This window comes from Flavobacterium chuncheonense (assembly GCF_042686145.1).
GTDB lineage: Bacteria > Bacteroidota > Bacteroidia > Flavobacteriales > Flavobacteriaceae > Flavobacterium > Flavobacterium chuncheonense.
The window spans coordinates 511,429-525,608 of record NZ_JBHUPC010000012.1 but is presented as its reverse complement, the minus strand read 5'-3'; the positions used below and the strand labels follow the sequence as shown (position 1 = coordinate 525,608).

Genomic DNA, 14,180 nt, shown 5'->3' with positions numbered 1-14,180 from the left:
TTACAAAATCGATAGTATTCATATCATGACAAGATTAAAAGATAAAAACACCGTTAAAAGATTTAACAGAATTACGATAGGTTTAGCTTCTCCAGAGTCAATTTTAGGAGAGTCTAGAGGTGAGGTTTTAAAGCCAGAAACTATCAACTATCGTACGCATAAACCAGAACGCGATGGTCTATTCTGTGAGCGTATTTTCGGTCCAGTAAAAGATTATGAATGTGCTTGTGGTAAGTATAAAAGAATTCGCTACAAAGGAATCGTTTGTGACCGATGTGGTGTTGAAGTAACGGAAAAGAAAGTACGTAGAGATAGAGTTGGTCACATTAATTTAGTGGTGCCAATCGCTCATATCTGGTATTTCCGTTCGTTACCAAATAAAATTGGATACCTATTAGGATTACCATCTAAGAAATTAGATATGATTATCTATTACGAAAGATATGTAGTAATTCAACCAGGTATTGCAAAAGGTTTAGAGGGTGAAACTTTAAACAAATTGGATTTCTTAACAGAAGAGGAGTACTTGAATATTCAAGATACACTTCCAATGGAAAACCAATATTTAGATGACTCAGATCCAAATAAATTCATCGCCAAAATGGGTGCTGAATGTATTATGGACTTGTTAGAGCGTATTGATTTAGATGATTTATCTTACCAATTACGTCACGCAGCAAGTAATGAAACTTCTAAACAACGTAAAACTGAAGCGTTGAAACGTTTACAAGTTGTTGAAGCGTTCCGTGAGGCTAACAGAAACAGAGAGAACAATCCTTCTTGGATGATCTTAAAAGCAATTCCGGTTATTCCACCAGAATTACGTCCGTTAGTACCACTTGATGGAGGTCGTTTTGCAACATCAGATTTAAATGACTTATACCGTAGAGTAATTATCCGTAACAATCGTTTGAAACGATTAATGGAAATTAAAGCTCCAGAAGTAATCTTACGTAATGAAAAACGTATGTTACAAGAAGCGGTAGATTCATTATTTGATAATACAAGAAAAGCTTCAGCTGTAAAAACGGAATCAAACAGACCATTAAAATCGTTATCTGACTCGTTAAAAGGTAAGCAAGGACGTTTCCGTCAAAACTTATTAGGTAAGCGTGTTGATTACTCTGCACGTTCGGTAATTGTTGTTGGACCTGAGTTGAAATTATACGAGTGTGGTCTTCCAAAAGATATGGCTGCTGAATTGTACAAACCATTCGTCATTCGTAAGTTAATCGAAAGGGGAATTGTTAAAACAGTTAAGTCGGCTAAGAAGATTATTGACAAAAAAGAGCCAGTAGTATGGGACATTTTAGAGAATGTAATTAAAGGACATCCTGTATTATTGAACCGTGCTCCTACGCTTCACCGTTTAGGTATTCAAGCATTCCAACCTAAGTTAATTGAAGGAAAAGCAATCCAGTTACACCCATTAGTATGTACGGCGTTTAATGCCGATTTCGATGGTGACCAGATGGCGGTACACTTACCATTAGGACCAGAGGCTATTCTTGAAGCACAATTGTTGATGTTAGCGTCTCATAATATCTTGAATCCTGCAAATGGAGCACCTATCACGGTACCATCTCAGGACATGGTTCTTGGTTTATATTATATGACAAAAGAACGTTTATCTACTCCAGAGAAGAAAATTTTGGGAGAAGGTATGACATTCTACTCTGCTGAAGAGGTTAACATTGCATTAAACGAAGGAAAAGTTGAGTTGAATGCTCGTATTAAAGTAAGAGCAAAAGACTTTAACGAAAATGGAGAATTGGTTTATCAAATTATTCAAACTACTGTAGGTAGAGTATTGTTTAACGAGGTAGTGCCAGAAGCTGCAGGATACATTAACCAAGTATTAACCAAAAAATCATTACGTGATATTATCGGTGATATCTTAGGTGCTACAGATGTTCCTACAACAGCTGAATTCTTAGATAATATGAAAAATATGGGATATAAATTCGCTTTCAAAGGTGGTTTATCATTCTCATTAGGTGATATTAGAATTCCAGAACAAAAAGAGCAATTGATTGCTGATGCGCGTGAGCAAGTTGATGCAATTTCATTGAACTATAACATGGGTCTTATCACCAATAACGAACGTTACAATCAGGTTATTGATATTTGGACTTCTGCCAATGCTCAATTAACAGAGTTAGCAATGAAAAATATCCGTGAGGACCAACAAGGTTTCAACTCGGTATATATGATGCTTGACTCAGGAGCAAGGGGGTCTAAAGAGCAGATTCGTCAGTTAACTGGTATGCGTGGTTTGATGGCTAAGCCTAAAAAATCGACAGCTGGTGGTGGTGAAATTATTGAAAACCCGATTTTATCGAACTTTAAAGAAGGTCTTTCTATCCTTGAGTACTTTATCTCTACTCACGGTGCGCGTAAAGGTCTTGCGGATACCGCTCTTAAAACTGCCGATGCAGGTTACTTAACAAGAAGGTTACATGACGTTTCTCAAGATGTAATTGTAAACTCTGTAGACTGTGGTACTTTAAGAGGTATTGAGGTAATGCCATTAAAGAAAAATGAAGAAATCGTTGAATCTTTAGGAGAAAGAATTTTAGGTCGTGTGGCATTACACAATGTTGTAAATCCACTTACTTCTGAAATTTTAATCCATGAAGGTGAAGAAATAACAGAAGCTATCGTGAAACGTTTAGATGGTACTCCTATCGAAAGCGTTGAAGTACGTTCGCCATTAACATGTGAGGCAACTCAAGGTATTTGTGCGAAATGTTACGGAAGAAACTTAGCTACTGGTAAAATGACTCAAAAAGGTGAAGCTGTTGGTGTAATTGCTGCACAGTCAATTGGAGAGCCAGGTACACAGTTAACACTTCGTACGTTCCACGTTGGAGGGGTTGCTGGAGGTTTATCTGAAGAGTCAAGCATCATCACTAAGTTTGCAGGTCGTTTAGAAATAGAAGACTTGAAAACTGTTAAAGGTGAAGATGCAGATGGTAATGCCGTAGATATCGTTATTTCTCGTTCTACCGAATTGAAATTAGTTGACGTTAAAACAGGAATTGTTTTAAATACGCACAACATTCCTTACGGTTCTAGTATTTTCGTTAAAGACGGTGATACTGTTGATAAAGGAGCTGTAATCTGTAAATGGGACCCTTATAATGGGGTAATTGTTTCAGAATTTACGGGTAAAGTAGAATATGAAGATCTTAAACAAGGTGAATCTTTCGCTGTTGAGATTGATGAGCAAACAGGTTTCCAAGAAAAAGTAGTTTCGGAAGCACGTAATAAAAAATTAATCCCTACTTTATTAATTTATGGTAAAGACGGAGAATTAATACGTTCTTATAACTTACCAGTGGGGGCACACCTTATGGTAGATGACGGAGAGAAAATTAAAGCAGGTAAAGTACTTGTAAAAATTCCTCGTCGTTCTTCTAAATCAAGTGATATTACTGGAGGTTTACCTAGAATTACTGAGCTTTTAGAAGCACGTAATCCTTCAAATCCAGCAGTAGTATCTGAGATTGATGGTGTTGTAACTTTTGGAAAAATTAAACGTGGTAACCGTGAGATTGCTATCGAATCGAAATTTGGTGATGTTAAGAAATACTTAGTAAAACTTTCGAACCAAATTTTAGTTCAAGAGAATGACTTCGTGAAAGCAGGAACTTCTCTTTCTGACGGTGCTATTACACCTGAGGATATCTTAAGAATTAAAGGACCAGCAGCTGTTCAACAGTATTTGGTTAACGAAATTCAAGAGGTATACCGTTTACAAGGGGTAAAAATTAATGACAAGCACTTTGAGGTGGTAATTCGTCAAATGATGCGTAAGGTTAGAATTGTTGATCCAGGAGATACTTTATTCTTAGAAGATCAATTGGCTCATACAAAAGACTTTATTGTTGAAAATGACAAGTTGTACGGAATGAAAATGGTAGAAGATGCAGGTGATTCTGAAAATCTTAAACCAGGTCAAATCATTTCTCCACGTCAATTAAGAGATGAGAATTCGTTGTTAAAACGTAATGATAAAAACTTAGTTATTGCTAGAGATGTTATCCCTGCAACAGCTACTCCAGTACTTCAAGGTATTACGAGAGCGTCATTACAAACGAAATCGTTTATCTCGGCTGCATCGTTCCAGGAAACTACTAAAGTGTTAAATGAAGCTGCTGTAGCAGGTAAAATTGATACCTTAGAAGGATTGAAAGAAAATGTTATTGTTGGACACAGAATACCTGCAGGTACAGGTATGAGAGAATATGACAACATTATCGTTGGATCGAAAGAAGAATACAATGAGTTAATGGGAATTAAAGAAGAAATAAACTTCTAAAAATTTTATTAACAAATCATATAACCAAAAACCTAACAGATGAATTTCTGTTAGGTTTTTTTAACTATATCAATTATGGAAAATAACAACCCACAACAAGGTCAAATTAATATTGAACTTGACGAGAAAATTGCTGAAGGTATCTATTCAAACTTGGCAATTATCAACCATTCAAATAGTGAATTTGTAGTAGATTTTGTTTCTATTATGCCAGGTGTGCCGAAAGCAAAAGTAAAGTCTAGAATTGTTTTAACGCCTCAACATGCAAAGCGATTATTAAAAGCTTTAGCTGAAAATGTAAGGCGTTTTGAAAGTCAGCACGGTGAAATTACAGAAGGTGAAGCACCTAATTTACCTTTGAATTTTGGTCCAACAGGTCAAGCATAATTCATTTATATAGTGAAACTATTGAAGGAGCTCATTCATTGTAATGAGCTCCTTTTGTTTGTAAGTGTTTTATTTAGTGGTTTTTATAACTTGTAGTCTTTTTGTAGTAGTGTAAAACAGAGCTTTTTTGCCGAGTTTTTATTCATTTGCGCTTCATTCACATGATGTGTTATTAAAAACTTTAACTATGAGAAAAATTACATTTTTATTGTTCTTATTGTGTACCTCTTTCTTTTATGGTCAATTGAGTAATTATTCTTTTACTCAAACTTTAGGGACATTTACTCCAATTACTTCTACTACTGCAGTATTAGCTGCGGGTACTGATTACGGTTCGTCTCCTTTGACAAACATCGGATTTGATTTTGTTTTAGATGGTGTAACGTATACGCAATTTTCTGCATCACCAAATGGTTTTATTAAATTTGGTTCTCAGGCTCCTCAATCAACGAGTACACCTATAAGCTCTAGCGGTGTTGGGCCTGCAGTTGCTTTTTTTGCTCGTGATGGTAAAACAAATGGAGCAGTTGTTTATGAAGTATCAGGAACAGCTCCAGACAGGGTGTTGACTATTGAATACCCTAATTATTATGTAGAATGGTCATCTACGGCAAATCAGCTATCGGTGCAAATAAAACTTTATGAGACTACAAATGCTGTTCAAATAGTTTATGGTCCTTCAGCAAGAGCTAATAGTTATTTTGGGCAAGTTGGAATCGTCGGTACTTCAACATCTAATTATTTTAACAGAACAACCACAACAGATTGGTCAAATAGTTCGTCAGGAACATCAAACACTGCTAAAATGACTTGGTCAACTTTAGTAGGGCCAGTTGATGGTTTAACGTATACTTGGAATCAACCAAACTGTTTGCCACCAAGTGATTTAGCCATAAGTAATATACAGACTTATGAAGCCATCATGAGTTGGACTGCTTCTACAAGTAATCCATCTAATGATTATGATATTTACTGGAGTACTTCAAACACTCCTCCTACAAGTGCTACAGCACCTTCTGATATTAATCAAGTTTCTCCTTTTGACGCAATTGGTTTTAACTCAGGGACAACATATTATTGGTGGGTTCGTGCAAGTTGTGGAGGTGGTGATACTAGTACTTGGGCAAGTGGAGGTAGTTTTACTACTGCTTGTGATGCTAGTGTTGCTCCATTAAGTGTAGAGAACTTTGATACTTTTAATGGAATTGCTCCAAGTCCAAATTGTTGGTCTGAAGCAACAGGAGTGTTAGAGAGTAACTCTATTTTGAGTAATGTGGATAGTCAGTGGAAACTTAAAACGAATGGATTTGCAAATAGTAGTGCGTCTAATAAAGGAGTTTCAATTAATTTATACAATAATAAAAAAGACTGGTTTATTTCAAATCCAATTAATTTAGGGACTACTCCAGGTGCTTATCAATTGCGTTATAAGTATGCGGTAACTTCATATAACGGGACTGCAACACAAAGTACACTAGGGACCCACAGTGTTAAAGTAGTTATTTCAACCGATGGAGGAACAACATGGTCTGATGCCAATGTAATAAAAACGTATACTGGAGCAGGTTCTTATTCCAACACAGGAGTAGATGAGATTTTACCTCTAACAGCTTACAGTGGTGTAGTAAAAATCGCTTTTGTGGCAACAACAAATACAACGGCTACTGATGTTGATTTTCATATCGATGATTTTGTAATTGAGTCAAACACTTTAAGTTTAGGAACTGTATTAAAAAACAATGCATTTGTTTTTGCTAAAGATGGAGGTATAGTTATCAATACAAGAGAAGTTTTAATGACGGATGTATTGGTTTATGATTTACAGGGAAGATTATTGGTTTCAAAATCATTAGTGAATGCATCTGATCTATGGATACAAGATATTTCAGCTACCAATCAAATTGTGTTAGTTGAAATTTTTACTGAAGCAGGCAAAATAACCAAGAAGGTTAAGTTGTAATTTTTACTTTATTTTAGTTAGCCGTATTGAATATCAATACGGCTTTTTTATTTTTGAAAATTAATTTAAATTACAATGAGACTTCAAAAAGCGACTTTTTCACAAATTTCAATCATTGAACAATTGGCAAGAGCCATTTGGCCTATTGCCTATGCAGAAATTTTAAGTTCAGAGCAATTAGATTACATGTTGAAGATGTTCTATTCTGAAGAGGCTTTACAAAAGCAAATGGAGCAGGGGCAAGTGTTTTATTTGGCCTTTGATAATACAGGTAATGCGGTAGGTTTTGTTGCTTATGAAATCAATTGTCAACCACAGAAAATTAAAATTCATAAAATTTATGTTTTACCCGAAACGCAAGGCTTTGGTGTTGGGAAACTCCTTTTTGAAAAAGTAAAAGAAATTGCGTTGCAAAATGAACAAAATGCAATTTTTCTAAATGTGAACAAGTACAATACTGCCCGACATTTTTATACCAAATTAGGCTTCAAAATTGTGAAAGACGAAGTAATTGAAATTGGCCGCGGTTACGTTATGGATGATTATGTAATGGAAGTTGAAATTTAACGATTTCTCGAACCGTAATTTCGTTTTCCAGTAAACTTTGCCTTGTTACTCGGTAAACTGGCTTCTTCTGTTTTAGATGATGGAGCGATAAGTTGGTTCAAATCGGTAATTTCCTTTTCAGTAAGTAAACGATAGGCTCCAACAGGAACGTCCAATGAAATATTGATGATACGAGTACGCTTTAAAGCCGTTACTTCGTAATCCAAATACTCACACATTCTTCGAATTTGACGGTTTAAACCTTGTGTTAAAACAATTCGAAACACATATTTGCTTACTTGTTCTACTTTACATTTACGCGTGATGGTTTCCAAAATTGGAATTCCATTTCCCATACGCTGGATAAAACGTTCTGTAATAGGTTTGTTTACGGTAACTACATATTCTTTTTCGTGATTGTTACGAGCGCGTAAAATTTTATTTACAATGTCACCGTCATTGGTAAGAAAAATTAAACCTTCGCTGGCCTTGTCCAAACGGCCAATAGGAAAAATACGTTCAGGATAATTGATATAATCAATAATGTTGTCACGAATTTCGGGATTTGTAGTGCACTCAATTCCAGGAGGCTTGTTGAAGGCTAAATACACAAAACTTCCTTTTTTTTCTTGAACAAGTTGTCCGTTTACGCGAACTTCATCATTTGGACCAATTTTAGTGCCCATTTCAGGGATTTCACCATTAATAGTAACTCTTCCTTGTTCGATTAATTTATCGGCTTCTCTGCGAGAACAAAATCCAGATTCGGATAAAAATTTATTAATACGTGTTAACTTTTCTTCCATACTGCAAAGATATATTCTTTTTGGTAATTGTTGTCTAAGAATGACTTTAAAACAAAAATCCCAATCTTTCGATTGGGATTTTTATATATTAAGATGCAATAAATTACATTTTTGCAAAAAGTTTTTCCATACTTTCTCTTACTTCATCAGCTAATACACTGTCAATTAAAATACGGCCACTGTGCTCATCTGTAATGATTTTTTTACGCCCAGCTATCTCCATTTGTGTTTGTGGTGGAATAGTGAAAAATGAACCAGCAGATGCACCACGTTCAATAGAAACAACAGCTAAACCATTACGAACACTTGAACGGATTCTATTATAAGCTTCTAACAAACGATCTTCAATTTTTCCTTGATATTCTGAAGATTTTTCCATCAAGAAATTTTCGTCTTTCTCAGTTTCAGCCATAATATCGCTTAATTCTGATTTTTTGTGTTTTAAGTGTTGTTGTTTAGCATCTAATTTTTCTTTTGATTGCCCCACAACTTCTTTTTTGTGTTCAATAGAAACTTTCATTTCTTTGATGTGCTTTTCAGCCAATTGAATTTCAAGTTCTTGAAACTCAATTTCTTTAGTCAATGAGTTAAACTCTCTATTGTTACGAACATTTTTTTGTTGCTCTAGATATTTTTTTATCGTTGCTTTATGTTCGTCAATAGCATTTTTTTTCTCTTTGATTTGCGTATCGATAACCTCTAAGTCATTTTTTAACTTGTCTAAACGTGTAGTAAGACCTGCTACTTCATCTTCTAAATCTTCTACTTCTAGCGGTAATTCACCTCTTACGTTTCTAATTTCATCTATTTTAGAATCAATAAGTTGTAAGGCATAAATTGCTCTTAATTTGTCTTCTACGCTTAGTTCTTTTGTGTTTGCCATATTAAAAATATTGAACCGGGTTTGTATTTTCTTCTGATAAAATGATTGCAAAATTAGTGATTTTTTCTTTAAGATAATCAACAATATAATTTTTTGTAAATCTTTCACTCTCAAAGTGTCCGATATCAGCTAAAAGGAGTTTGTTTTCGGCCTCGTAAAATTGGTGGTATTTCAAATCCGCCGTTATATAGGCGTCTGCACCAGAGGCGATAGCGTTATTAATAGCATAACTACCAGAACCACCCAAAACAGCAACTTTTCGAATTACTTTACCAGTAAGTGCACTGTGACGAATTCCTCCACATTGTAAATTATGTTTAGTTAAGGCGAGTAATTCTTGTTCAGTAATAGGTTTTTCAAATTCACCGATCATTCCTAAACCAATATTTTGATGTTGATTTTCTAATGCGTAAATTTCATAAGCCACCTCTTCGTAAACATGATGTTTGAATAAAGCTTTTAAAATTTTAGCTTCTAGATGTTTTTCAAAAGTAACTTCAATTTTTATTTCTTCATTTTCTACAAATTCAAAACGGCTTCCTACTTCTGGATTGCTATCTTCATTCCCCATATAAGTCCCAATTCCCTTACTATTGAAACTGCAGTCTTCATAGTTGCCTATTTTACCAGCACCTGCATCAAACAAAGCATTACGGAGTTCTGTAGCATTCTCAGGTAGGGTATAGGTAACTAATTTTTTAATAAAATTTCGTTTTGGTATTAATATGCGGGTATTTGTTAAGCCTAAAGAGTCACACAAAATTTTATTGACTCCTTTTTTATGATTGTCTAAGGCGGTGTGAATTGCATAAATAGCAATATCGTTTTTGATGGCTTTTAAAATAGCTCTTTCAACGTAGTTTTTACCTGTAATTTTTTTGATTCCACTAAAAAGAATGGGGTGGAAGCAGACAACTAAATTGCACTTTTTTGAAATGGCTTCATCAATTACCGTTTCAAGGGCATCGTGACAAACTAAAATTCCTGTAACGTCTTCATTTTGATTACCAACCAATAAACCGACGTTGTCAAAATCTTCGGCGTAGGCTAGTGGCGCCATTTCATCTAAAATCGTTAGGATTTGATTTAGTTTCATACTGCTTTATTTCTTTCAAACCTACATTTTTTTTGTAAATTCTCAAAGTTATTTTGGATAAAAGTGAAGTGCTTTAGTCTATTTTACCTCATTTTAATTTTAAGCCAATTATAAAAAAACGTACTTTCGTACTATGATTTTGTTACGAAAAATACTATTTCCATTTGCTATAATTTATTGGGTCATAACTTATGTACGCAATTGGTTGTACGATGTTGGTTTTTTTAAAAGTTCGACATTCAATTTGCCTGTAATAGCTGTGGGTAATTTGTCTGTTGGAGGAACAGGTAAAACACCACATATTGAAATGTTGATTCGGATGTTGAATGACTATAAGGTGGCTACTTTGAGTCGTGGTTATAAAAGAACTTCTGAAGGATTTGTTTTAGCAGATAATCAGTCTGATGCTGCAATTTTAGGCGATGAACCCTTTCAGTTTTATTCTAAGTTTCCTCATGTGTCAGTAGCGGTAGATGCGGATAGAAGAAATGGAATTCAAGAGTTGCTAAAAAGAGTGAATCCAGAGGTGATTTTATTGGATGATGCTTATCAGCATCGTAAAGTAAAAGCTGGTTTTTACGTTTTGCTAACGACATATAGTGATTTATTTTGTGATGATTATATTTTACCTTTTGGAAATTTGCGCGAGCCTTCCCGAGGTAAGAAGAGGGCTGATGTAGTAATCGTGACGAAGTGTCCGAGTGGTTTGTCTGAAACGGAGCAATCGGAAATTAAAAAGAAATTAAAAGTAGAAGTTCCAGTATATTTTAGTACGATTGAATATGATCAAAAGGTATATTCAGAGAATGGAACGCAAAGTGTTGCTGATTTGGATGATATTGTATTAGTGGCTGGAATCGCAAAACCGGATTTGTTTTTTGATTTTTTTGGAAAAGTGAAAATTGAGAAAATAATTTTTCCAGATCACCATAATTTTACGGAACAAGATTTGGAAAAAATTAAAAGTACAGCACAAAATCGAAAAATAGTTACTACAGAAAAAGATTATATGAGATTGAAAGGGAAACTGCCTTCTCATCAACTTTTTTATTTGCCAATTCAGTCTAAACTGATACATTCATCGGAAGTGTTTCAACAAACAATATTGCGTTATGTGGGATAAAGTACAAGCAACTGTTAGTTTTATTAAGGGTAAAACTGATTTTGTTCCAGAATATGGAATTGTTCTAGGTTCTGGTTTAGGTGGATTTGTGGAGGATATAGAAGTAGTTTATAAACTGTCTTATGCTGAAATTCCTAATTTTCCGGTTACTACCGTACAAGGACATGAAGGGGGCTTGTTGTTTGGAACCGTAGGAAAGACAAAAGTTGTTGCTATGCAAGGTCGCTTTCACTATTATGAAGGTTATACGATGCAGGAAGTTACATTTCCAATTCGAGTATTGAAATATTTGGGAGTAGATAAGTTGATTGTTTCCAATGCTTCTGGAGGGGTAAATCCGAATTTTAAAGTGGGGGATATTATGCTTATTACAGATCATATTAACATGATGCCTGAACATCCGTTGCGTGGGCATAACGATGAACGTTTTGGGCCCCGTTTTGTCAACATGAGTGAGCCTTATTCTGTTAGTTTGAATAATAGGTTGAAAAGGATTGCTGGTCAATGTGAAATTGAATTGCATGAAGGGGTGTATTTGAGTCTGCAAGGACCTACTTTTGAAACGCTATCCGAGTACAGAATGGTCTATCGTTTAGGAGGTGACTGTGTGGGAATGTCTACGGTACCAGAAGTTATTGTTGCAAAACATATGGGAATGCAATGTTTGGGTTTGTCAGTAATAACAGATGTAGGTAATGAAGCAGCAATTGGATCGGTTAATCATGAGGAAGTACTTGCAGCTGCCAACGCTGCTGAACCAAAAGTGCGTACTTTGATTAAGCGTTTTCTTCTCGATTAGCACGACTTAAAAAGCATGCTAATATTTGGTAGAAATTAGTAGGAACAAATGGTTTTGTGATTACATCATCCATCCCATACGACATGAGCATCTCTTTATTTTCATTTAAAGAAATGGCAGTTAAGGCAATAATTGGTGTTTGAGTGTTGAATTTTCTGATTTCTTCAGTTGCTTCAGTTCCGTTTATACCCGGCAAGTGGACATCCATCAAAATCAAATCGTAAGTATTTGTTTTTAAATGTGAAATTGCGTCTTCACCGTTTTCAATGATTGTACAGATAACGCCTTTTTTCTCCAGCATTTTATGTGTAATCATTTGGTTGATTTTATTGTCTTCAACCAAAAGTATTTTTTTGTTAACAAATAACAGATTGTTATCCTCAACGCTTACATTATTTACTAGAGGTTTTTGATGTAGCTCCCCTTTTTTAAAGTTCAATTCAAATTTGAAAGTAGTACCTTTATTGGTGTCGCTTTCCAACTCGATTTTTGAACCTAATAACTCGATAATCTTTTTTACAATAGATAATCCTAAACCGGTGCCACCGTACGTTCTGTTAATTTCTACTGAACCTTGACTGAAACTATCGAAAATAGCATCTTGTTTGTCTTTTGGAATACCAATACCATTGTCTTTAATTTCAAAAAAGAGGGATATATTATCGACACTCTTTTTGGATTCTTTTATAGTTAGCCATACATCACCATTCTTGCTGAATTTAATCGCATTATTGATTAAATTGATTAAAATTTGAGAAATCTTCGTTGGATCGCCTATGATGTTGTAGTTGATTCTATTGTCAATTTGACAATGGAAATTGATTTTATTTTCAATGATAAACTCATTAAAGGAAGTGTTGATATTGTCAACTAATTCTTTAATGTTAAAACTTATGTTTTCAACTAAAATTTTGTCGGATTCCAAGCGGTTAATTTCCAAAATGTCATTGATGAAATTGAGCAAGTAATTCCCCGAAAACTCCAATGATTTTAAATAATTGAGTTGGCTTGCCTTTGGTCTTTCATGTAGTAGTAAATAGGTGATACCATTAATAGCATTTAAAGGAGTTCTCAACTCGTGACTTACTGTTGCTAAGAATTCTGAACGTGCTTTTGAAGCTTGTTCTGCTTTTTCTTTCTCGATTATTAATTCTTTGTTCTTGTCTTTTAGTAAACGGTTGGTGCTAATTCTAATTTTGTTGTTTTTGTAGAGCGATAAACTCAAAAGTGATAAAATAGAAATTAGCGCGATACTCAATATTACAATTAATTTGGAAAAACGAAGTGTTTTTTGTTGGCTTTTCTTTTCCTTATCAAGTTCTTCAATTGTTTTTAATTGTTTGTCAAATTGAATTTTGTCAAAAGTGTTTTCAGAAACAAAGGTGTTGTAATATTTTCCAATAGAGTCTGATATTATAACATATTTTTGAAGACAAGCATTTGATTTTTCAAATTCGTTGGTTTCAAAATAGGCATCGCTCAATCGTTTTAAAACTTTCTTTTGTAATGCTATATTGTAATTTCCAGAAAGGTTCGTTTTTAGTGCTTGTTCGTAATAAATACTAGCAATGTCATAATGTCTTTTAAGGAATTCAATTTCGCCCAATTGAAAATAGGCTTCAACTTTGGTGTCGTTAAAAGCATCATTATTGCGAATTTTATTGATTGTACTTTTTAAAATACGTTCAGACTCAAATAGATTTCCTTTTTCCTTTTGAATGATAGCTTTTTGTAAATTGATAAGTTCAATTGCATCATTAAAGTTAATTTGTTCGTATAAAGAGGCTGACTTTTTAAAGTAAATTTCAGAAAGGTCGGCTTTGTTTTTTTCCAAATAACATTTGCCTAAATTATAGTAAGCTAGTGCTAAATTTGAATTAGGATTATCTTTTGAGTAGAGATTGATGCTTCGAATATAATTCTCGATAGCTTCATCATTTTTTTGTAAATCTTGGTAAATTCCACCTAAAATCAAATAACAATTGGCAAGTTTTGATTTGTCAGTATGCATCTTGGCAAATTCAATTGCCTTTTCGGTATAAACAATTGCTTTGTTGAATGATTTTTTGTCTTCCTTATTAAAAATTGCAATCTCTAAATAGTAGTCAATACTATCATTGATATGAGCCGTTTCTTTGTACAATGCTTGAGATTTTCCTACTATGGAAAACAGACAAAACAGCAATAAACAAAGTATTTTTTTCAATTTAGGTTAAGAATTGTGGGTTGTAAATTTTTATAAATATAATAAAAAAA

General features: G+C 34.2%; 10 protein-coding genes. 6 read left to right on the top strand and 4 right to left on the bottom strand.

Annotated elements, in window-relative coordinates:
• Positions 1-25 precede the first annotated feature (25 nt).
• The 4 genes from rpoC to ACFS5J_RS06370 all read left to right on the top strand — a co-directional run bounded on the left by rpoC (position 26) and on the right by ACFS5J_RS06370 (position 7,238).
• Positions 26-4,324 carry a DNA-directed RNA polymerase subunit beta' gene (gene rpoC / locus ACFS5J_RS06385; RefSeq protein ID WP_379811227.1) on the top strand — a complete coding sequence of 1,433 codons (4,299 nt, stop codon included), beginning with the start codon at positions 26-28 and terminating at the stop codon, positions 4,322-4,324.
• 75 nt (positions 4,325-4,399) lie between these two features.
• Positions 4,400-4,711, top strand: a complete 312-nt coding sequence (locus ACFS5J_RS06380; RefSeq protein WP_379811226.1) for a DUF3467 domain-containing protein — start codon at positions 4,400-4,402, stop codon at positions 4,709-4,711.
• A gap of 187 nt (positions 4,712-4,898) precedes the next feature.
• Positions 4,899-6,671: a fibronectin type III domain-containing protein gene (locus ACFS5J_RS06375; RefSeq protein WP_379811225.1), complete on the top strand. Its 1,773-nt coding sequence runs from the start codon at positions 4,899-4,901 to the stop codon at positions 6,669-6,671.
• Between the two features lie 75 nt (positions 6,672-6,746).
• A complete protein-coding gene (locus ACFS5J_RS06370) occupies positions 6,747-7,238 on the top strand; it encodes a GNAT family N-acetyltransferase (RefSeq protein WP_379811224.1) in 492 nt (163 codons plus the stop codon).
• Here ACFS5J_RS06370 and rluF read toward each other — a convergent pair.
• The 3 genes from rluF to ACFS5J_RS06355 all read right to left on the bottom strand — a co-directional run bounded on the left by rluF (position 7,235) and on the right by ACFS5J_RS06355 (position 10,002).
• On the bottom strand, positions 7,235-8,023 hold the full coding sequence (rluF, locus tag ACFS5J_RS06365) for a 23S rRNA pseudouridine(2604) synthase RluF (RefSeq protein WP_379811223.1): 789 nt from the start codon (positions 8,021-8,023) through the stop codon (positions 7,235-7,237). The genes ACFS5J_RS06370 and rluF overlap by 4 nt on opposite strands.
• 103 nt (positions 8,024-8,126) lie before the next feature.
• A complete protein-coding gene (locus ACFS5J_RS06360) occupies positions 8,127-8,906 on the bottom strand; it encodes a zinc ribbon domain-containing protein (RefSeq protein ID WP_379811222.1) in 780 nt (259 codons plus the stop codon).
• A 1-nt stretch (position 8,907) separates the two neighbouring features.
• Entirely contained in the window at positions 8,908-10,002 is a 1,095-nt protein-coding gene (locus tag ACFS5J_RS06355; RefSeq protein ID WP_379811221.1) for a Nif3-like dinuclear metal center hexameric protein, read from the bottom strand.
• Between the two features lie 133 nt (positions 10,003-10,135).
• On the opposite strand from ACFS5J_RS06355, the gene lpxK reads away from it, so the two are divergent.
• Together lpxK and ACFS5J_RS06345 are read left to right on the top strand one after the other, a co-directional pair.
• Complete coding sequence (gene lpxK / locus ACFS5J_RS06350) at positions 10,136-11,125, top strand: tetraacyldisaccharide 4'-kinase (protein ID WP_379811220.1); 990 nt, start codon at positions 10,136-10,138, stop codon at positions 11,123-11,125.
• Positions 11,115-11,924, top strand: a complete 810-nt coding sequence (locus ACFS5J_RS06345; protein WP_379811219.1) for a purine-nucleoside phosphorylase — start codon at positions 11,115-11,117, stop codon at positions 11,922-11,924. The genes lpxK and ACFS5J_RS06345 overlap by 11 nt, the downstream gene beginning before the upstream one ends.
• Here the strand turns inward: ACFS5J_RS06345 and ACFS5J_RS06340 are convergent.
• Complete coding sequence (locus tag ACFS5J_RS06340; protein WP_379811218.1) at positions 11,902-14,130, bottom strand: tetratricopeptide repeat-containing hybrid sensor histidine kinase/response regulator; 2,229 nt, start codon at positions 14,128-14,130, stop codon at positions 11,902-11,904. The genes ACFS5J_RS06345 and ACFS5J_RS06340 overlap by 23 nt on opposite strands.
• Positions 14,131-14,180: the final 50 nt, after the last annotated feature.

Coding starts and splice junctions, on each gene's coding strand:
- rpoC (WP_379811227.1), top strand. CDS start 26: ATGACAAGATTAAAAGATAAAAACACCGTTAAAAGATTTAACAGAATT.
- ACFS5J_RS06345 (WP_379811219.1), top strand. CDS start 11,115: ATGTGGGATAAAGTACAAGCAACTGTTAGTTTTATTAAGGGTAAAACT.
- ACFS5J_RS06360 (WP_379811222.1), bottom strand. CDS start 8,906: ATGGCAAACACAAAAGAACTAAGCGTAGAAGACAAATTAAGAGCAATT.
- ACFS5J_RS06380 (WP_379811226.1), top strand. CDS start 4,400: ATGGAAAATAACAACCCACAACAAGGTCAAATTAATATTGAACTTGAC.
- lpxK (WP_379811220.1), top strand. CDS start 10,136: ATGATTTTGTTACGAAAAATACTATTTCCATTTGCTATAATTTATTGG.
- ACFS5J_RS06375 (WP_379811225.1), top strand. CDS start 4,899: ATGAGAAAAATTACATTTTTATTGTTCTTATTGTGTACCTCTTTCTTT.
- ACFS5J_RS06355 (WP_379811221.1), bottom strand. CDS start 10,002: ATGAAACTAAATCAAATCCTAACGATTTTAGATGAAATGGCGCCACTA.
- rluF (WP_379811223.1), bottom strand. CDS start 8,023: ATGGAAGAAAAGTTAACACGTATTAATAAATTTTTATCCGAATCTGGA.
- ACFS5J_RS06370 (WP_379811224.1), top strand. CDS start 6,747: ATGAGACTTCAAAAAGCGACTTTTTCACAAATTTCAATCATTGAACAA.